At 69.8% G+C, this 16283-nt stretch carries 20 protein-coding genes; 12 read left to right on the top strand and 8 right to left on the bottom strand.

What is annotated here, in order from left to right; all coding sequences use genetic code 11:
* Positions 1-34 precede the first annotated feature (34 nt).
* The 6 genes from rplU (at position 35) to UAA55_RS27615 (ending at position 3785) form a co-directional block, all read left to right on the top strand.
* Positions 35-352 (top strand): 50S ribosomal protein L21, encoded by a 318-nt coding sequence (gene rplU, locus UAA55_RS27640; protein ID WP_004272539.1) that lies wholly within the window; start codon positions 35-37, stop codon positions 350-352.
* Between the two features lie 37 nt (positions 353-389).
* Positions 390-671, top strand: coding sequence for a 50S ribosomal protein L27 (rpmA, locus tag UAA55_RS27635; protein ID WP_322956850.1), 282 nt, complete (start codon positions 390-392; stop codon positions 669-671).
* A 247-nt stretch (positions 672-918) separates the two neighbouring features.
* The gene (gene obgE, locus UAA55_RS27630) at positions 919-2001 is read left to right on the top strand and encodes a GTPase ObgE (RefSeq protein WP_322956849.1); all 1083 of its coding nucleotides are present in this window, start codon (positions 919-921) and stop codon (positions 1999-2001) included.
* A gap of 3 nt (positions 2002-2004) precedes the next feature.
* Entirely contained in the window at positions 2005-3192 is a 1188-nt protein-coding gene (gene proB / locus UAA55_RS27625) for a glutamate 5-kinase (protein WP_322956848.1), read from the top strand.
* Positions 3193-3258: 66 nt separating this feature from the next.
* Positions 3259-3519 carry a type II toxin-antitoxin system Phd/YefM family antitoxin gene (locus tag UAA55_RS27620; protein WP_322956847.1) on the top strand — a complete coding sequence of 87 codons (261 nt, stop codon included), beginning with the start codon at positions 3259-3261 and terminating at the stop codon, positions 3517-3519.
* Positions 3519-3785: a Txe/YoeB family addiction module toxin gene (locus UAA55_RS27615; protein ID WP_322956846.1), complete on the top strand. Its 267-nt coding sequence runs from the start codon at positions 3519-3521 to the stop codon at positions 3783-3785. Before UAA55_RS27620 ends, UAA55_RS27615 begins: the two co-directional genes overlap by 1 nt.
* A gap of 31 nt (positions 3786-3816) precedes the next feature.
* Here the strand turns inward: UAA55_RS27615 and UAA55_RS27610 are convergent, their stop codons facing one another.
* Both UAA55_RS27610 and UAA55_RS27605 read right to left on the bottom strand, forming a co-directional pair.
* Positions 3817-4524, bottom strand: a complete 708-nt coding sequence (locus UAA55_RS27610) for an HAD family hydrolase (protein WP_322956844.1) — start codon at positions 4522-4524, stop codon at positions 3817-3819.
* 20 nt (positions 4525-4544) lie between these two features.
* Positions 4545-5744, bottom strand: a complete 1200-nt coding sequence (locus UAA55_RS27605) for an MFS transporter (protein ID WP_322956842.1) — start codon at positions 5742-5744, stop codon at positions 4545-4547.
* A 115-nt stretch (positions 5745-5859) separates the two neighbouring features.
* Between UAA55_RS27605 and UAA55_RS27600 the strand changes: the two genes are divergently transcribed.
* On the top strand, positions 5860-6438 hold the full coding sequence (locus UAA55_RS27600) for a helix-turn-helix transcriptional regulator (protein ID WP_322956840.1): 579 nt from the start codon (positions 5860-5862) through the stop codon (positions 6436-6438).
* Positions 6439-6481: 43 nt separating this feature from the next.
* Here the strand turns inward: UAA55_RS27600 and metW are convergent, their stop codons facing one another.
* Positions 6482-7117, bottom strand: coding sequence for a methionine biosynthesis protein MetW (metW, locus tag UAA55_RS27595; RefSeq protein WP_322956839.1), 636 nt, complete (start codon positions 7115-7117; stop codon positions 6482-6484).
* Between the two features lie 4 nt (positions 7118-7121).
* Positions 7122-8327: a homoserine O-acetyltransferase MetX gene (metX, locus tag UAA55_RS27590; protein ID WP_322956837.1), complete on the bottom strand. Its 1206-nt coding sequence runs from the start codon at positions 8325-8327 to the stop codon at positions 7122-7124.
* Positions 8328-8457: 130 nt separating this feature from the next.
* Here metX and UAA55_RS27585 point away from each other — a divergent pair, with 130 nt between their 5' ends.
* From UAA55_RS27585 to UAA55_RS27575, 3 genes are all read left to right on the top strand, one after another.
* Positions 8458-9321 (top strand): chorismate mutase, encoded by an 864-nt coding sequence (locus UAA55_RS27585; RefSeq protein ID WP_322956835.1) that lies wholly within the window; start codon positions 8458-8460, stop codon positions 9319-9321.
* 189 nt (positions 9322-9510) lie between these two features.
* A complete protein-coding gene (hisC, locus tag UAA55_RS27580; protein WP_322956833.1) occupies positions 9511-10611 on the top strand; it encodes a histidinol-phosphate transaminase in 1101 nt (366 codons plus the stop codon).
* The gene (locus tag UAA55_RS27575; RefSeq protein ID WP_322956831.1) at positions 10608-11507 is read left to right on the top strand and encodes a prephenate/arogenate dehydrogenase family protein; all 900 of its coding nucleotides are present in this window, start codon (positions 10608-10610) and stop codon (positions 11505-11507) included. The genes hisC and UAA55_RS27575 overlap by 4 nt, the downstream gene beginning before the upstream one ends.
* 156 nt (positions 11508-11663) lie before the next feature.
* Here UAA55_RS27575 and UAA55_RS27570 read toward each other — a convergent pair whose 3' ends face one another.
* Positions 11664-12761, bottom strand: coding sequence for a DUF2125 domain-containing protein (locus tag UAA55_RS27570; protein ID WP_322956829.1), 1098 nt, complete (start codon positions 12759-12761; stop codon positions 11664-11666).
* 183 nt (positions 12762-12944) lie between these two features.
* On the opposite strand from UAA55_RS27570, the gene UAA55_RS27565 reads away from it, so the two are divergent.
* Positions 12945-13583, top strand: coding sequence for a gamma-glutamylcyclotransferase (locus tag UAA55_RS27565; protein WP_322956827.1), 639 nt, complete (start codon positions 12945-12947; stop codon positions 13581-13583).
* Here the strand turns inward: UAA55_RS27565 and rsmD are convergent.
* Genes rsmD through UAA55_RS27550 form a run of 3 tightly spaced genes read right to left on the bottom strand, consistent with a single transcriptional unit; the run spans position 13570 to position 15504 of the window.
* The gene (gene rsmD, locus UAA55_RS27560; RefSeq protein WP_322956825.1) at positions 13570-14133 is read right to left on the bottom strand and encodes a 16S rRNA (guanine(966)-N(2))-methyltransferase RsmD; all 564 of its coding nucleotides are present in this window, start codon (positions 14131-14133) and stop codon (positions 13570-13572) included. The genes UAA55_RS27565 and rsmD overlap by 14 nt on opposite strands.
* A complete protein-coding gene (locus UAA55_RS27555) occupies positions 14133-14504 on the bottom strand; it encodes a hypothetical protein (protein WP_322956823.1) in 372 nt (123 codons plus the stop codon). Before UAA55_RS27555 ends, rsmD begins: the two co-directional genes overlap by 1 nt.
* Complete coding sequence (locus tag UAA55_RS27550) at positions 14401-15504, bottom strand: pseudouridine synthase (RefSeq protein ID WP_322956821.1); 1104 nt, start codon at positions 15502-15504, stop codon at positions 14401-14403. The genes UAA55_RS27555 and UAA55_RS27550 overlap by 104 nt, the downstream gene beginning before the upstream one ends.
* A 127-nt stretch (positions 15505-15631) precedes the next feature.
* Between UAA55_RS27550 and UAA55_RS27545 the strand changes: the two genes are divergently transcribed.
* Positions 15632-16249 (top strand): TetR/AcrR family transcriptional regulator, encoded by a 618-nt coding sequence (locus UAA55_RS27545; RefSeq protein ID WP_322956820.1) that lies wholly within the window; start codon positions 15632-15634, stop codon positions 16247-16249.
* Positions 16250-16283: the final 34 nt, after the last annotated feature.

The following is a 16283-nucleotide window of genomic DNA, read 5'->3' as shown; positions in this document are numbered from 1 at the left end:
CGGCTGGGCCCGGCCAGATCAGTGGTGGGCTAGAATGTTCGCAGTCATCCGCACCGGCGGTAAGCAGTACAAGGTCGCGGCCGGCGACGTCATTAAGGTTGAGAAGCTGGCGGGTGACGCCGGCGCCTCCCTGAAGCTGGACGAGGTCCTGCTGGTCAGCGATGCCGGCAACACCACCGTCGGCACCCCGCTGGTGGCTGGCGCCGCCGTGACGGCCACCGTGGTCGCCCAGGCCCACGCGCCGCACATCATCATCTTCAAGAAGAAGCGCCGGCAGAACTACCGCCGCAAGAACGGCCATCGTCAGGACCTGACGATCCTGCGCATCACCGACATCCAGGCCGGCGCCTGATCGGCAGCCGACCTCCTCGATTTAAGGAGTTTTCGAGATGGCACATAAAAAGGCAGGCGGTAGCTCCCGCAACGGTCGTGACAGCGCCGGTCGTCGTCTGGGCGTGAAGGCCTTCGGCGGTGAAGCCGTCGTTTCCGGCAACATCATCGTCCGCCAGCGCGGCACGAAGTTCCACCCCGGCGCTAATGTGGGCCTGGGCAAGGACCACACCATTTTCGCGACCGCCGACGGCGCCGTGAAGTTCCACACCGGCCGTCAGGGCCGCACCTACGTGTCCGTCGAGCTGGCCCAGGAGCCGGTGGCCGCCGCCGCCGAGTAACCTGCCGCTTCGGCACCAGGTGTTTTGACTCTGATCGGGGGGACGGGTGACCGTTCCCCCGATTTGCATTTGCCGCGCCGCCCCAACCCAAGTTTCCCGAGGACGCGACCGCGTCCGCCGGAGCGAGCACCGCCCAGTTAGTGTAAAGGGGGGGGCGCAGCGAGGAAGCCAAGGCCACGGATGTGGCCGCCCGGCGTTTGAGGGGGCCTTTGATATTTCAAAGGCCATGACATAAGGCCCGCCCATCATGAAGTTCCTGGACCAGTGCAAAATCTACCTGAAGAGCGGTGACGGCGGCCCCGGCTGCGTCGGCTTCCGCCGGGAGAAGTTCATTGAGTTCGGCGGGCCGGACGGCGGCAACGGCGGGCGCGGCGGCGACATCGTGATCGAGGCCGTGGACGGCCTGAACACGCTGATCGACTACCGCTACAAGCAGCACTTCAAGGCGCAGCGCGGCGGGCACGGCATGGGCCGCGACCGTTCCGGCGCCGCCGGTGAACCCATGGTGCTGAAGGTGCCGGTGGGGACCCAGGTCCTGGACGAGGATCAGGAGACGGTGCTTGCTGACATGATGGAAGTGGGCCAGCGCATCGTGCTGCTGAAGGGCGGCGACGGCGGCTTTGGCAACGCCCATTTCAAGACCTCCACCAACCGCGCGCCCACCAAGGCCGGCCCCGGCTGGCCGGGGGAGGAGCGCTGGGTGTGGCTGCGCCTGAAGCTGATCGCGGACGTGGGCCTGGTGGGCCTGCCCAACGCCGGCAAGTCCACCTTCCTGGCCGCCGTGTCCCGCGCCCGGCCCAAGATCGCCGACTATCCCTTCACCACGCTGGTGCCCAACCTGGGCGTCGTGCGCGCGGGTGAGGAGGAGTTCGTGGTGGCCGACATCCCCGGCCTGATCGAGGGCGCACACGAGGGCCACGGCCTGGGCGACCGTTTCCTGGGCCATGTGGAGCGCACCCGCGTGCTGCTGCATCTGGTGGACGGCACGCAGGAGGATGTGCAGAAGGCCTACCGCACCATCCGGCGCGAGCTGCGCGCCTATGGCGGCGGCCTGGCGGAGAAGCCGGAGATCGTCGCCCTGAACAAGGTCGACGCGCTGACCCCGGAAGAGCTTGAGGAAAAGAAGCTGAAGCTGCGCCGCTCGGCCAAGAAGCCGGTCATGGTGCTGTCCGGCGCCACGGGCGAGTATGTGCCCGACGTGCTGTATGCGCTTCTGGAGCAGATCAAGGCTGCGCGTCTGGCGGATGGCGAGGAAGCGCGCAGCAAGGCATACAAGGCGCGGTACAATCCCCTGGATGACATCTCCCAGGCCGACAAAGGGACACGTTAGAAAATGAACGACGCCGCCGACCGCACGGAAATTTCCTCAACCCGTGCGGCGGCGGTGTTTGATGTCCCGCCGGTCACCCAGGCCAAGCGCCTGATCGTCAAGATCGGCTCCGCCCTGCTGGTGGATGGCGAGACGCACCGCATCCGCCGCGACTGGCTGGACAGCGTGTGCGATGACGTGGCGGCCCTGCGCCGCCGGGGCGTGGACGTGGTCATCGTCTCCTCCGGCGCCGTCGCCGTGGGGCGGGAACATCTGGGCCTGGTGGGCCGCCCGCTGAAGCTAGAGGAAAAGCAGGCCGCCGCCGCCACCGGCCAGATCCGCCTGGCCCACGCCTACCAGGAAACCCTGGCCCGCCACGACATCACCGTGGCCCAGGTGCTGCTGACCCTGGATGATACCGAGGACCGCCGCCGCCACCTGAACGGCCGCGCCACCATCGAGACCCTGCTGAAGCTGGGCGCCGTTCCCGTGATCAACGAGAACGACACGGTGGCCACCGCCGAGATCCGCTTTGGCGACAACGACCGCCTGGCCGCCCGCGTGGCGCAGATGATCAGCGCCGACACCCTGGTCCTCATGTCCGACATCGACGGCCTCTACACCGCCGACCCGCGCAAGGATCCCCACGCCCGCCACCTGCCGGTGGTGACCGAGGTGACGCCGGAGATCGAGGCCATGGCGGGGGAACCGCCCGCCGGCTACAGCAGCGGCGGCATGGTCACCAAGATCGCCGCCGCCCGCATCGCCGTGGCCGCCGGCTGCCGCATGGCCATCGTCTCGGGCAAGCGCATGAACCCCCTGGCGGCGCTGGAAACGGCGGCGGAGCAGGGCGGGGCGCTGTGCACCTGGTTCCTGCCCGCCGCCGGCCCCGGCACGGCGCGCAAGCGCTGGATCGCCGGCTCCCTGAAGCCGGCCGGTACCCTGGTGGTGGATGAGGGCGCGGCCCAGGCCCTGGCCCGGGGCGGCAGCCTGCTGCCCGCCGGCGTGCGCGAGGTCGAGGGTGATTTCCAGCGTGGCGACCTGGTGGCTGTGCGCACCCAGGCCGGCCGCGTCATCGCCCGCGGCCTGGTGGCCTATTCCGCCGAGGACGCCCGCCGCATCCAGGGCCGCCGCAGCGCCGAGATCGAAGCCAGCCTGGGCTGGCGCGGCCGCGATGAGATGATCCATCGGGACGACCTGGCGCTGGGGTGAGGTGGGGGCTCTTGTAGATGACGGTCTGTACAAATATATGTACAGATAGGGTATCAGGAGGATCCCATGTCCCACGTCAGCTACACCGAGTTTCGCCAGAACATGAAGGCGCACCTGGACGCGGCATGCGACAGCCGCGCGCCGTTGGTGGTGACGCGGCAGGGCGGCCGGTCGGTCGTGGTGATCGCCGAGGATGAGTTCAATGGCATGATGGAGACGCTGCATCTGCTGCGCAGCCCCCGGAATGCCGAACGCTTGCTCGCCTCCATCGCTGCCGCCGATGCCGGTAAGTTTGTCACTGCGGACCTGCCTGACGACCTGGACTGATGCAGCTGAAATTCACGGCGCAAGCCTGGGACGACTATCTGCATTGGCAGTCCCAGGACATGGACGTGCTGCGCAAGATCAACGGCCTGATCAAGGACATCCGCCGCGATCCCTTTCGGGGAGTGGGCCAGCCGGAGGCGCTGAAAGGTGACCTCGCCGGCTGGTGGTCCCGCCGTATCACGCAGGAGCATCGCCTGGTCTATCGGGTGCGCGGCAAGGGCGATGAGCAGGAGGTTCAGATCGCCCAGTGCCGGTTGCACTACTGATCAGAGCCATCCCGCATCCCGAGTTGTTTCCTTACCTGGACCCTAACGCGCTCGGCAATTCACGTAAGGACGCAAGCTCGGTATAGGGGTGGGGGACGGGGCCGGACACCATCTCGTGTGCCCAGGTGGTGTGATAGGGCACGTGGAAGCCCAGTCCGCCCAGGGCCGCCACGGGCAGCACGTCGGACTTCAGGGAGTTGCCGGCCATGGCGAAGTCGGCGGGTGCCACGCCGTGGCGCTCCAGCAGGCGGCGGTAGGTGGTGTCGTCCTTTTCCGACACGATCTCGATGCGGTGGAACAGCTCGGCCAGGCCGGAGCGGGCGATCTTGCTTTCCTGGTCGAACAGGTCGCCCTTGGTGATCAGCCACACCTCATGGTCCCGTTCCCGCAGGGTCTCGATTACCTCCAGCGCGCCGTCGATCAGTTCCACCGGATGGGCCAGCATGGCGCGGCCGCGCCGCACCAGGGCCTCGATGGCGATGCCGGGAATGCGCCCCTCCGTCAGTTCCAGCGCCGTCTCGATCATCGACAGCGTGAAGCCCTTGATGCCGTAGCCGTAGGTCACCAGGTTGCGCCGCTCCACCAGCAGCAGGCGTTCGTCGATGGTGGCCTGGTCCAGGTCGCTGTGGCGCAGCAATAGGTCGCGGAACTCGGCGTACGAGGTCGAGAACATGGCCTCGTTGTGCCAGAGCGTGTCATCGCCATCCAAAGCGATCACCCGGGGAGGAAGGGCAGGCATAGTCGGAACTCCAAGGGAACTCAGGCGGCCTGATCGGGGACCGCGACGGGAGGTGACGATACCCCCGCCGCCCGCATCAAGGCCAGGCAGAGCAGGGATGCGGCCAGGCCGCAGGCGGCGGCGCTGGTCCAACCCCAGTGACCGGCGAAGGCGGCGAACAGGGGTGGCCCGATGAGGGAGCCGCTGGCGCCGAACTGGGTCAGCAGGCCGTTGGCGGCGGGCAGGCCCCGGTCCGACCCCGCCACGGCGGGCAGCATGGCGAAGGCCAGGCCAGGATAGACGCCGGACAGGGCGTTGAGCGCGATGACCGCCCCGGCGGCGGTGGTGAGGTCGGGCGCCGGCCCGAACACCAGGAACAGCAGCAGGGCCGGCGCCACGATGCTGACCGCCATCAGGGCGAAGGACGCCCCCCGCGCCAGATCCCGCCCGTGGTTGCGGTGGTTCCACCAGCCGGCCACCACGCTGCCCGCCACGGTGGCGAAGGAGGCGACGCCGGTGATGAATCCTGCGGTGTCGGCGGTGGCGCCGGCCTTGTCCACCAGGAAGGTGGGCAGCATGCCCAAGAGGCCGACCTCGAAGGTGGTGTAGCAGCCGAAGCCCACGGCCAGGGCCCAGGCCCGCCGGGTGGGGCCGGCTCCGCCGGCACCCGCACCCCGCACCCGGGCCCCGGCACCCGCCGTCATGGGCAGGGACAGCGCCAGGGCGCCGGCCGCCACCACGCCGCCGCCGAACAGGGCGCCGCGCCAGGACCACAGCGCCGCCGCCCAGCCGGACAGGATGGCGCCCAGCGCCAGGCCCACGGGTACGAAGCTGCTCCACAGCGCCAGCGCCACGCCACGCTGACGCGGGGTCGCCGTCTCCAGGATCAGCATGGGGGCGGCGATGACGGTGGTGAGGTACCCCGCGCTCTCCAACATCCGCCAGGCGATCAGCGCCGTGGGGCCCCGCGCCAGGCTTTCGCCAATGCCGCCCACGGCCAGGAAGGCGGTGCCGGCCAGCAGGGCCGGGCGGCGGCCCGCGCGCTGGATCAGGCCGCCGGCCATGCGGCCGAAGCCGGCGCCGCCGATCTCCAGCAGGGAGATGACCAGGGCCGCCACGGTGAGGCTGAGGCCCAGGTCGCGGGAGATGAGGGGGATAAGGGCCGACATCTTGCCCAGCTGGGCGGCGGCGATGACGCCGACGCAATAGAACCAGACGATCTTGACCCAGCGGCTGTCCATGATGCCCTCGAACGCGTGTTTCCCCGCGGCGGGCGGGGTCGCTATTTTTGGCATGACCGGCGGAGAAAGGCCGTGAATAAGATATGCGTGGACAAGGCACAGGACACCGTCACCCATGGGCCGCAGCATCGCCGCCGTGATCGGCCCCGTGTCGCATCTGGGGCCCTCGCTCCGGATGTGGCGCACGCTGCGCCGCATGAAGCAGGCGCATGCGGGAGAGCTGCTGGGCGTCTCCCAGGCCACGGTGTCGCGCTGGGAATCGGGCGCGCTGGCGCCCGACGCCGATGAGCAGACGGCCATCCGCCTGCTGATGCGCGCCGGCCTGGACAGCGCCGCCGATCGCGAGCTGGCGCGCCTGGTCAACCAGTCCGCCGGTGCCGTCCACCTGGTCTGCGACCTGACGCATACGCTGCTGGCCCTCTCGCCCAAGCGGGAGCGGGACTTCGGCCGGGCGCGGACGGATCTGCTGGGCACCTCCCTCTGGCCCTACGCCACCGAGGACATCGTGGCGGCGGAGGCGGCCCTGCCGGCACTGGGCTGGTTCGAGCCGGCGCCGCCGGCGCTGGAGCTGACGACACGGGCCAACCGCTCGGCCGAGGTGCCCATCCACGCCAGCCGCTTCCGCTGGGTGCGCTTCCAGCTGTCGGACGGCACGTTCGCCCGCCTGGTCGACACCATCGCCTATGAGGATTAGCCAAGCCAGTGGACGCGGGCGTCCGGCGCGTGAGGGAACAAAACTAATCCCGGCGCAGCAGGAAAACTCCCTGCTCGCCTGACCAGTTGGCGCGCCAGGTGGTGGCGTCGCTGGTCAGCTGGTGGCCGTCGTGGTCCAGGATGGCGCTGCGCTCCACCGTCACGCCGCCCAGCTGGGCGCACAGGGCGGTGAAGTCGGCGATGGTGCAGAAGTGGATGTTGGGCGTCTCCCACCACTGGAAGCCCAGCCGGTCGGTCACCGGCATGCGGCCGGTCAGCAGCAGGGCCAGGCGTACCCGCCAGTAGCCGAAATTGGGGAAGGAGACGATGACGCGGCGGCCGATGCGCAGCATCTGCAGCAGCACGCCGCGCGGGTCGCGCGTGGCCTGCAGTGTCTGCGACAGGATGACGTAGTCGAAGGCATCGCTGGGATAATCCTTCAGGTCGGTGTCGGCGTCGCCCTGGATGACGGACAGGCCGCGCGACACGCACTCGCGCACGCCGTCCATGCCCAGTTCCATGCCGCGCCCGTCGACACCCTTTTCCCGGGTCAGGAGATCCAGCAGGGCGCCGTCGCCGCAACCCACGTCCAGCACGCGGGCGCCCGTGCTGACCATGTCGGCGATGCGGCGCAGATCGCCGCGGATGTCGGTGCGGGGGGGGATGACCGTGGCGTCCATGGGATCAGGCCCGACGTTTCAGGCCGCGATGATCGGCGCAACCGTTGATGAAACCGCGCATGACCTGGTGGAACTCCGGCTCATCCAGCAGGAAGGCGTCGTGGCCCTTGTCCGTCTCGATCTCCACGAAGCTGACGTTGGCGGCCACGGCGTTCAGCGCGTGCACCACCGCCCGCGACTCGGACGTGGGGAACAGCCAGTCGCTGGAGAAGCTGGCCAGGCAGAAGCGCACCGGCGTGCCCTTGCCGCCCACGCGGAAGGCCTGGGCCAACTGGCCGCCATGCTCCGCCGCCAGGTCGAAATAATCCATGGCGCGGGTGATGTAGAGGTAGCTGTTGGCGTCGAAGCGGTCGACGAAGCTGGCCCCCTGGTAGCGCAGATAGCTTTCCACCTGGAAATCGGCGTCGAAGCCGAAGGTGATGGCCTGTCGGCTTTGCAGGTTGCGGCCGAACTTGCGGTGCAGGGCCGCTTCGGACAGATAGGTGATGTGGGCGGCCATGCGGGCCACGGCCAAGCCGCGCGCCGGGTTGGTCCCGGCCCGCTGATAGGCGCCGTCGCGCCATTCCGGGTCGGCCATGATGGCCTGGCGCCCCACCTCGTGGAAGGCGATGTTCTGCGCCGAATGCCGGGCGGCGGTGGCGATGGGCACGGCGGCGAACACCCGCTCAGGGTACGCCACCGCCCACTGCAGCACCTGCATGCCGCCCATGGAACCGCCGATGACGCAGAACAGCTGGCCTATGCCCAGCGCGTCGATCAGCAGCGTCTGCGCCCGCACCATGTCGCCGATGGTGATGACGGGGAAGTCGATGGCGTAGGGCTGGCCCGTCGCCGGGTTCACGTCGTGCGGCCCGGTCGAGCCCATGCAGCCGCCGATGACGTTGCTGCAGATGACGAAGAATCGGTCGGTGTCCACCGGCTTGCCCGGGCCCACCAGCATCTCCCACCAGCCGGGCTTGCCGGTGATGGGGTGGCGGTCGGCCACGTACTGGTCGCCCGTCAGGGCATGGCACACCAGGACGGCGTTGGACTTGTCGGCGTTGAGGGTGCCGTAGGTCTGGTAGGCCATGGTGAAGGGGCCCAGCTGCCCGCCGCCGTCCAGATGCATGGGCTGATCGGCGCCCAGCACCATGCGGTGTCCGGGCAGGACCCCAAGGGCGGGCGCGGACGGGGCGCCGGAACTATCGGTGTAGGCAGGCGGGGTGATCATCGTGGGGTGCCTTGGAATCCAGCCTGAATGACTAGGAAGGCGGGGTACCCCAAGTCAACGTTTTCTTTGATTTTGCGGGGGGCAGGCTCTAAGACTTAGTCGTTTCAGGTCCTATAATCCGAACCCGTCCATGCCCCCTGTCAGCCCTTCCGTCGACGCCCTGCGCCGTGAAATCGATGAAATCGATGCGGCGATCCATGACCTCATCATGCGGCGCGCCCGGGTGGTGGAGCGCATCGCCCAGTCCAAGGCGGGGGCCAAGGTCTTCATCCGGCCGGGGCGTGAGGCGGGCATCCTGCGCCGCCTGGTCGCGCGCCACCAGGGCAGCGTGCCTGTGGCCGCCATCGTGCGCATCTGGCGCGAGATGATCGCCGCCATGACCCTGATCCAGGGGCCTTTCGCCGTCGCCGTCTATGCGCCTGACGACGACCGCCGCCTGTGGGACATCGCCCGTGACCATTACGGTACCGTCACCCCGTTGGCACCGGCCAACACCGCCCAGGCCGTGCTACGCGCCCTGGCCGAGGGCAGCGCCACCGTGGGCGTGGTGCCCGTGCCGGAGGAGGAGGAGACGGACCCCTGGTGGCGTTTCCTCATCAGCGACGACACCAAGACGCCCAAGATCATCGGCCGCCTGCCGTTCTGCAGCCGCCCCGGCCAGAAGGAGGGCGGCGACGCCCTGATCCTTGGGGCGGTGCCGCTGGAGGCCACGGGCCAGGACCATACCCTGCTGGGCGTGGAGCTGGCGCAGGACATGAGCCGCGGCCGCCTGAAGGACATGATGGAGGCCGCCAGCCTGCCCGTGGGCTGGTTCCGCATCTTCCACCTGCCGGGGGGCGGCGGTTCCGTCCACCTGATCGAGGTGGAGGATTTCGTGGACGGCGACGACGCGCGCCTGGGCGCCCTGGCGGAAAAGCTGGGCGACGCGCTGGTGCGCGTGCTGCCCGTGGGCGCCTATGCCCTGCCCATCACGCTGGACGTCAGGAAGGCCTGAGACGGGCTTTCCCCGAGTCGCCCCAGGATGCCCGCCGAGTCGCGCCTCACGGACGCAGGGCATGCGCCCCCAATTCGCATAAGGCTTTGATAAGACTCACAGCTATCCTTACCTGCGTGCGGGTTTGATCCCAAACCCGCCGCTTAATGAAGAAGACCGCCACCGCCTGCCAGAAGGTTTCCCTGCATCATGTCCGCTCCCGTTCCCAACCCCGGCATTCTCGATATCCATGCCTATGTCGGGGGCGAGGCGCATGCGCCGGGGGCGTCGCGGCTGATCCGCCTGGCCTCCAACGAGGGGGCGCTGGGTCCCAGCCCCAAGGCGATCGCGGCCTATCAGGCAGTGGCGGGGCAGATGCACCGCTATCCCGACGGCGGGTCCAAGGCCCTGCGCGCCGGCCTGGGCCGCCGCTTTGGCCTGGATGCCGAGCGCATCGTCTGCGGCAACGGCTCCGACGACGTGCTGCAACTGCTGACCCGCGCCTATGCCGGAACCGGTGACGAGGTGCTGCACACCGTCCACGGCTTCGCCATCTACCCCATCAGCGCGCGCTTCGCCGGCGCCACGCCGGTGGCCGCACCCGAGACCAACCTGAAGACCGATGTGGACGCCTTGCTGGCCCGCGTCACCCCCCGCACCCGGGTGGTTTTCATCGCCAACCCCAACAATCCCACCGGCAGCTATCTCAACAGGGACGAGTTGCGGCGCCTGCACGCCGGGCTGCCGGAGAACGTGCTGCTGGTCATCGACGCGGCCTATGCCGAGTATGTCGACGCGCCGGACTACACCGACGGCGCCGACCTGGTCGACGCATTCAGCAACGTCGTCATGACCCGCACCTTCTCCAAGATTTTCGCGCTGGGCGGCCTGCGCCTGGGCTGGGCCTATTGTCCGGCCGCCGTGGCCGACGTGCTGAACCGGGTGCGCGGCCCCTTCAACGTGGCGTCCAGCGCCCAGGCCGCCGGCCTGGCGGCCCTGGAGGATGTGGACTTCCTGGCCCAGAGCCGCCGGCACAACACCCAAGTGCGCGAATGGTTCGTGGCGCGGGTGCGGGAACTGGGCCTGGTGGTCCATCCCTCCGTCGCCAACTTCGTCCTGATCTCCTTCGCGGAGCAGCGGGGCGATCGCGCCAATGCCGAGGGTGCCCGGCTGCTGCTGAAGTCGCGCGGCATCCTGGTGCGCCAGGTGGGCTCCTACGGCTTGCCGCACTGCCTGCGCATCACCGTCGGGCTGGAGGATGAGATGCGGGAGGTCGTGGCCGGACTCGCGGATTGGGTGGCTGGCAAATGAGCACCCCTGAGAACACCCCGCTCTACAGCCGCGTCTGTGTCATCGGCCTGGGCCTCATCGGCTCCTCCCTGCTGCGCTGCCTGATGGATGACCGCGGCCTGGCGGGGGAGGTGGTCGCCTGCGACCGGTCGGACACCGTCTGCGCCCGGGTGGCGGAGTTGGGCATCGCCGACCGGGTGGAAAGCGACGCCACCCTGGCGGTGGCCGGCGCCGATCTTGTCATCCTGTGCACGCCCGTGGGCGCCTATGCCGACGTGGCGGCCCTGATCGGCCCGCACCTGGCTCCGGGCAGCACGCTCAGCGATGTGGGTTCCGTCAAGCAGGCGGTGGTGCGCGACGTGTCCCCCCATGTGCCGGACGGCGTGCACTTCGTGCCCGGCCATCCCCTGGCGGGCACGGAGCACTCCGGCCCCGACGCCGGATTCAAGGAGCTGTTCCGCGGCCGCTGGCTGATCCTGACGCCGCCGCCGGGCACGGACGCGGAGGCCGTCGACCGCTTGGGGCGGCTGTGGGCCGCCTGCGGCTCGCAGATCGAGGTCATGGACGCCAGCCACCACGACCAGGTGCTGGCCATCACCAGCCATCTGCCCCATCTGATCGCCTACACCATCGTCGGGACGGCCACGGACTTGGAGGAGACGACGAAGTCGGAAGTCATCCGCTTCTCCGCCACCGGCTTCCGCGACTTCACCCGCATCGCGGCGTCGGACCCCGTCATGTGGCGCGATATCTTCCTGAACAACCGCGAGGCGGTGCTGGAGATGATCCAGCGCTTCACCGAGGATCTGACGGCCCTGCAGCGCGCCATCCGTTGGGGCGAGGGCGACAAGCTGTTCGACCTGTTCACCCGCACCCGCGCCATCCGCCGCTCCATCATCGATGCCAAGCAGGCTTAGTTTTGTGTTCCCTCAGGTGGCGGGCGCGGGCATCCGCCCGCTTGCCTTCCTCGATTTCCAGTCCGCTCCGCTTCCCGGAAATCTCCGGCGGACGCGGTCGCGTCCTAATCGCTTCGCTCCGTTGAAAATGGTAGGGCTGGCGGTGATCCGGCCATCTCAGCGCCAGGCGATGTCGGGGTAATGGGCCACGGTCAGCGGGCCCACCTGCAGCTTGTGGTCCTGCATCGTGACGGGCAGCTTCAGGGTGGGGGCGCCGCCGTTGGCCTTGGGCTTGGCCAGCAGGGCCACGCCCAAGTGCGCCCAGGTGGCGGCGTTGCCGTGCAGGCTGCCGCCGTCGTGTAGGGCATCCACCAGGTTGTCCAGGCCCGACAGCTCCGCCGTGCCCGATCCTTGGGGCTGCAAGTTGCCATCCAGCGCCAGGGTGGCGTTGGCCGCCATATGCAGGTCGCCCCAGTCCAGCTTCAGGCTGTCCACCTCCACCGTGCCACCGCCCTTCGACCAGGGGGTCACCGCCTCCACCGTGGGCGCGGCCGGGACGGGACCCTGGACTCGCGCCGCCAGGATCAGGCGCTGCACCGTCGTGCCCAGGCTGCGCACGGGCGGCACCGTCATGTTGGTGATGTCCACGTGCAAGGCCAGGCCCGTGCCGGTGTGGTCCGTGGGGGGTGTCAGGGGCCGCTCCACCGTGACGGACAAATCCTCGATGGGGTAGCTGCCGGCCGGCACCAGGCTGGTCGGGGACGCCGCCCCATCCGCGGGGGCGCCCTCTGGTGCGCCCCCTGGCGCGGGCAAAGCGGCGGCGGCCAGGGTCGCGTGGTTCAGGTTCACCTGCACCGAACGCGGCGCGCCGGTTGCCAGATCCAGGGTGACACGGCCACCGGCGATAGTGGCGGTGGCGTCCAGGGCCGGGCGGGCACCCTCGCGTGGCAGGGTGGCGTGGCCGCCCTTGGCCAGGGTCAGCACCACTTGGTCCAGGCGCCAGACAGGGGCGGAGGCCTTGACCGTCTCGGCCGACCAGCTCAGCCCCTCCGGCTTTTCCACCTTCACGTCGGTGGCTGTGATGGAAATGCCCAGGGGAAAGCCGCCCAGGCCTGGTGGTTGGTAGGTGATGGTGGCGCCCGCCGCGCGCGCCAGCTCGGTATTGTGTTCCAGCAACCCCAGCAGGCGGGTCGCCATGCGGTGCCACCACACGGCATAGCCGGTGACCAGGACCAGCACCAGGAACAGGACGAGGGTCAGGGGGCGGACACGCATGGAAAATCCCGATGATCGGCGCGGGTGGTGCGCCGGGGCGATCAGGCCACGCCCAAATGGGCTTGGCAAGGGCGGCGCCGTCGCGCCGGTCTTCAGTCTTAGATCGGGATCAGCCGCTTGGAATGCCAGCTATTCGTCTTACCGGCGGTTGACGGCGGGGGGAAGCCGGCCAGGGTCAGGGGCATGACCCTCCATTCCCTGCCTGGCATGCCGCCCTTGTCACCAACCGCCTCTGAAATCGCCGCCGCCTATCGCGCCATCGGCGTCGCCGTCGGCATGGACGTCTGGATCTTCGGCTACGGCTCCCTCATGTGGAACCCGGGCTTTCCTTATCTGGAACGGCGCTTGGCCACGGTGCGGGGCTGGCACCGGGGGTTCAGCGTCTATTCCTTCCGTCATCGCGGCACCCGCGCCTGTCCGGGCGCCGTCCTGGGACTGGACCGGGGCGGGGCTTGCCGGGGCATCGCGTACCGCGTGGATGCCACCGAGGCGCCGGGCGTGCTGGATTACCTGTGGGCGCGGGAAATGCAGAACGCCGTCTATGAGCCACGGCTGCTGACCGCCACGCTGGACGACGGGGCCCGGGTGCCCACCGTGGCCTTCACCGTGCTGCGCGGGCATGAGCAATATTGCGGCCGCCTGCCGCCGGAGGAATTGGCCGGCCTGATCCGCCAGGGCGTAGGGGAAAGCGGGCGCAACGTCGATTATCTGGTCAACACCGTCCAGCACCTGCATGAGCTGGGCATCCGCGACCGCAACCTTGAAGGGCTGGTGGAGCGGGTGACGGCGCCGCGAGGCCCGGCCGACCTCACCCCCGCTTGAGGAACAGCACCCGGGTGTCGCCGTAACGGCGCTCATCCAATTCCTCGAAGCCCGGCGGCGCCTCGAAGGGGTCGTCGCCGCCGACCTCCACCACGCACAAGGCTTCAAACGCCAGCCAGCCGCCAACGGACAGGCTCTCCAGGGCGCGCGGCGCCAGGCCCTGGCCATAGGGCGGGTCCAGGAAGACCAGGTCGGCGGCCTGCCTGGCGATGGGGGCTCTGGTCGCGTCGCCCTGGATGAACTGGCAGCGGCCGGCTTCCTTCAGCGTGGCGGCGTTGGCGCGCGCCAGATCCAGCGAGGCGCGGCTGGCGTCCAGGAACAGGGCGGCCTCCGCCCCGCGCGACAGCGCCTCCAAGCCCAGCGCGCCGGTGCCGCAGAACGCGTCCAGCACCACCCGGCCCTCGACCGTGGGGCCTTCGTCGGCGAAGAAATCGCCATGCTCCAGGATGTTGAACAGGGCCTGGCGCGTGCGGTCGCTGGTGGGACGCACGTCCTTGCCGCTGGGCGCCGCCAAGGCCCGCCCGCGATGCCGCCCGCCGACGACGCGCATCACGGCTTCCTGCCCTTGGGCGCCGGCCTTCCCGCCGGGCGCGCGGGCTTGGAGGCGGCGGATTTGGGGCTGGTGGATTTGGCGGAAGCCGCTTTGGGCGTTGGCTTGCCGGCGCGCGGGGCGGCCGCCTTGGCCGTACCCCGCGTGGGCTCGCCGCGCTTGGCGCCATCCCGCTTGGGGGCCCGGCTGTCGACGCGCTCGCCCAGGCTGGGGGCGCTGCGCGTCACCGCCGCCTTGCGCGGGCGGCGGGCGGGGGCGTCGTCCCCGTCATCGTCGGGCGTGCCGTCCAGCGCCCGGTCCAGGGCGAGGGCCAGCGCGCGCGCCTTGTCGGTGGCGCTGTCGCCGGTGGCGGGCGGACGTTTGGCGTGCACGGCGGCGTCGTGCCCGGGCCGAGGGGCGTTCAGCGGAGCGGGCCGTGGGACGGGCCGGCGCGCGGGTGGAGCGGGGGGCTTCAGCCGCATCCTCCCGCCGGGCGCGGATCGGTGCGGCCTTGGTGGGCGTGGACTTCGCAGCGGGCGCCACCTTGGCCTTGGGGGCCTTGTCGAAGCGCAGGGCGGGCACTTCGGCGGCGGCCTTGCCGCGGGCCTCCTTACGATCCTGGGCGCTTTCCTTGGGAAAGAACTGGGGCAGCTGGTCGCGCAGCACGCGGCGCGGCACTTCCTCCACCTCACCCTTTTCCAGCTTGCCCAGCTGGAACGGGCCGTAGGCGACGCGGATGAGGCGGTTCACCGTCAGGCCCAGATGCTCCAGCACCTTGCGGATCTCGCGGTTCTTGCCTTCGCGCAGGGTCATGGTCAGCCAGGCGTTGCTGCCCTGCTCCCGGTCCAGCACGGCCTCGATGGGGCCATATTCGATGCCGTCGACGAAGATACCCTCCGCCAGCTTGGCCAGCTTGGCGGTGTCCGGGGCGCCGTGGACGCGCACGCGGTAGCGGCGAGGCCAGGCGGTGGACGGCAGCTCCAGGTGCCGGGCCAGTTCCCCGTCATTGGTCAGCAGCAGCAGGCCTTCGGTGTTCAAATCCAGCCGGCCGACGCTGATGACGCGCGGCATGCCGTCGGGCAGGCGGTCGAACACCGTGGCGCGGGCCAGCTCGTCACGGGCTGTGGTCACCAGGCCGGCGGGCTTGTGATAGCGCCAGACGCGCGTCGGCTCCTGCTCGGGCAGCACCTGGCCGTCGACGACGATGCGATCGCCGGGCCGCACGTTCACGCCGGGCGAGGTCAGCACCTGGCCGTTCACGGCCACGCGGCCGTCAGCGATCCAGCGCTCGGCATCGCGGCGGGAACACAGGCCGGCGCGCGCCAGCCGCTTGGCGATGCGCTCACCGTCTTTGGGGGCGCCGGACTTTTCGGAGGATTTGGTATCGGACATGGGGCGGACTGTATGCGCGCCCAACCGCCTTGCCAAGCGGCAGACGGCGGCGGCCCAAGCCTATGGGGGCCCCGCGCCGGGCATAGCTGGCGCTTGATTCGGAAATGATCATTTCCTATAAGGAGCCATGATCGCCGCCCCTGCTTCCACCCGCCGCGCCGGCCCCGGCCGTCCGCGTGAATTCGACACCGGCCTGGCGTTGGACCGCGCCATCGCGGTGTTCAGTGAGCGCGGCTATCACGGCGCCGCCATCAGTGACCTGACCCGGGCCTTGGGCCTGACCGCCGGCAGCCTGTACAAAGCCTTCACCGACAAGCGCGGCTTGTTCCTGGCGGCCTTCGACCGCTATGTGGCGCTACGGGCCGACCGGTTGCGCGCGTTGGTGGAGGCCGCACCCACCGGGCGGGCCAAGATCAAGGCGGTGCTGGACTTCTATGCCAGCGACAGCCACGGGCTGGATGGCCGCCGGGGCTGCCTGGTGGTGGGCGGCGCCGTCGATCTCGCCACCGCCGATACCGAGATCGCGGCCCGCGTCGTGGGGGCCCTGGCGGTCAATGAGGATCGCCTGGCCGCCCTGGTGGCTCTGGGCCAGGCCGACGGCACCATCGCCCCGCACTTGGACGCCGCCCTCACCGCCCGGCTGCTGCTGTGCGTGCTGCAGGGCATGCGCGTCGTTGGCAAGACGGGGCGGGAGTGGGCGGAGATGGCCGCCCTGGCCGACGGCGCCCTGAAACTGCTCGACTGACAGTGTCGCCGACCCTCGGCGGCCTTCGCGAGAT

Origin of the sequence: Nitrospirillum guanabarense (assembly GCF_034653355.1) — a bacterium.
GTDB lineage: Bacteria > Pseudomonadota > Alphaproteobacteria > Azospirillales > Azospirillaceae > Nitrospirillum.
This window is presented reverse-complemented; position numbering and strand designations above follow the sequence as displayed.

Coding starts and splice junctions, on each gene's coding strand:
- rplU (WP_004272539.1), top strand. CDS start 35: ATGTTCGCAGTCATCCGCACCGGCGGTAAGCAGTACAAGGTCGCGGCC.
- rpmA (WP_322956850.1), top strand. CDS start 390: ATGGCACATAAAAAGGCAGGCGGTAGCTCCCGCAACGGTCGTGACAGC.
- obgE (WP_322956849.1), top strand. CDS start 919: ATGAAGTTCCTGGACCAGTGCAAAATCTACCTGAAGAGCGGTGACGGC.
- proB (WP_322956848.1), top strand. CDS start 2,005: ATGAACGACGCCGCCGACCGCACGGAAATTTCCTCAACCCGTGCGGCG.
- UAA55_RS27620 (WP_322956847.1), top strand. CDS start 3,259: ATGTCCCACGTCAGCTACACCGAGTTTCGCCAGAACATGAAGGCGCAC.
- UAA55_RS27615 (WP_322956846.1), top strand. CDS start 3,519: ATGCAGCTGAAATTCACGGCGCAAGCCTGGGACGACTATCTGCATTGG.
- UAA55_RS27610 (WP_322956844.1), bottom strand. CDS start 4,524: ATGCCTGCCCTTCCTCCCCGGGTGATCGCTTTGGATGGCGATGACACG.
- UAA55_RS27605 (WP_322956842.1), bottom strand. CDS start 5,744: ATGGACAGCCGCTGGGTCAAGATCGTCTGGTTCTATTGCGTCGGCGTC.
- UAA55_RS27600 (WP_322956840.1), top strand. CDS start 5,860: ATGGGCCGCAGCATCGCCGCCGTGATCGGCCCCGTGTCGCATCTGGGG.
- metW (WP_322956839.1), bottom strand. CDS start 7,117: ATGGACGCCACGGTCATCCCCCCCCGCACCGACATCCGCGGCGATCTG.
- metX (WP_322956837.1), bottom strand. CDS start 8,327: ATGATCACCCCGCCTGCCTACACCGATAGTTCCGGCGCCCCGTCCGCG.
- UAA55_RS27585 (WP_322956835.1), top strand. CDS start 8,458: ATGCCCCCTGTCAGCCCTTCCGTCGACGCCCTGCGCCGTGAAATCGAT.
- hisC (WP_322956833.1), top strand. CDS start 9,511: ATGTCCGCTCCCGTTCCCAACCCCGGCATTCTCGATATCCATGCCTAT.
- UAA55_RS27575 (WP_322956831.1), top strand. CDS start 10,608: ATGAGCACCCCTGAGAACACCCCGCTCTACAGCCGCGTCTGTGTCATC.
- UAA55_RS27570 (WP_322956829.1), bottom strand. CDS start 12,761: ATGCGTGTCCGCCCCCTGACCCTCGTCCTGTTCCTGGTGCTGGTCCTG.
- UAA55_RS27565 (WP_322956827.1), top strand. CDS start 12,945: ATGACCCTCCATTCCCTGCCTGGCATGCCGCCCTTGTCACCAACCGCC.
- rsmD (WP_322956825.1), bottom strand. CDS start 14,133: ATGCGCGTCGTCGGCGGGCGGCATCGCGGGCGGGCCTTGGCGGCGCCC.
- UAA55_RS27550 (WP_322956821.1), bottom strand. CDS start 15,504: ATGTCCGATACCAAATCCTCCGAAAAGTCCGGCGCCCCCAAAGACGGT.
- UAA55_RS27545 (WP_322956820.1), top strand. CDS start 15,632: ATGATCGCCGCCCCTGCTTCCACCCGCCGCGCCGGCCCCGGCCGTCCG.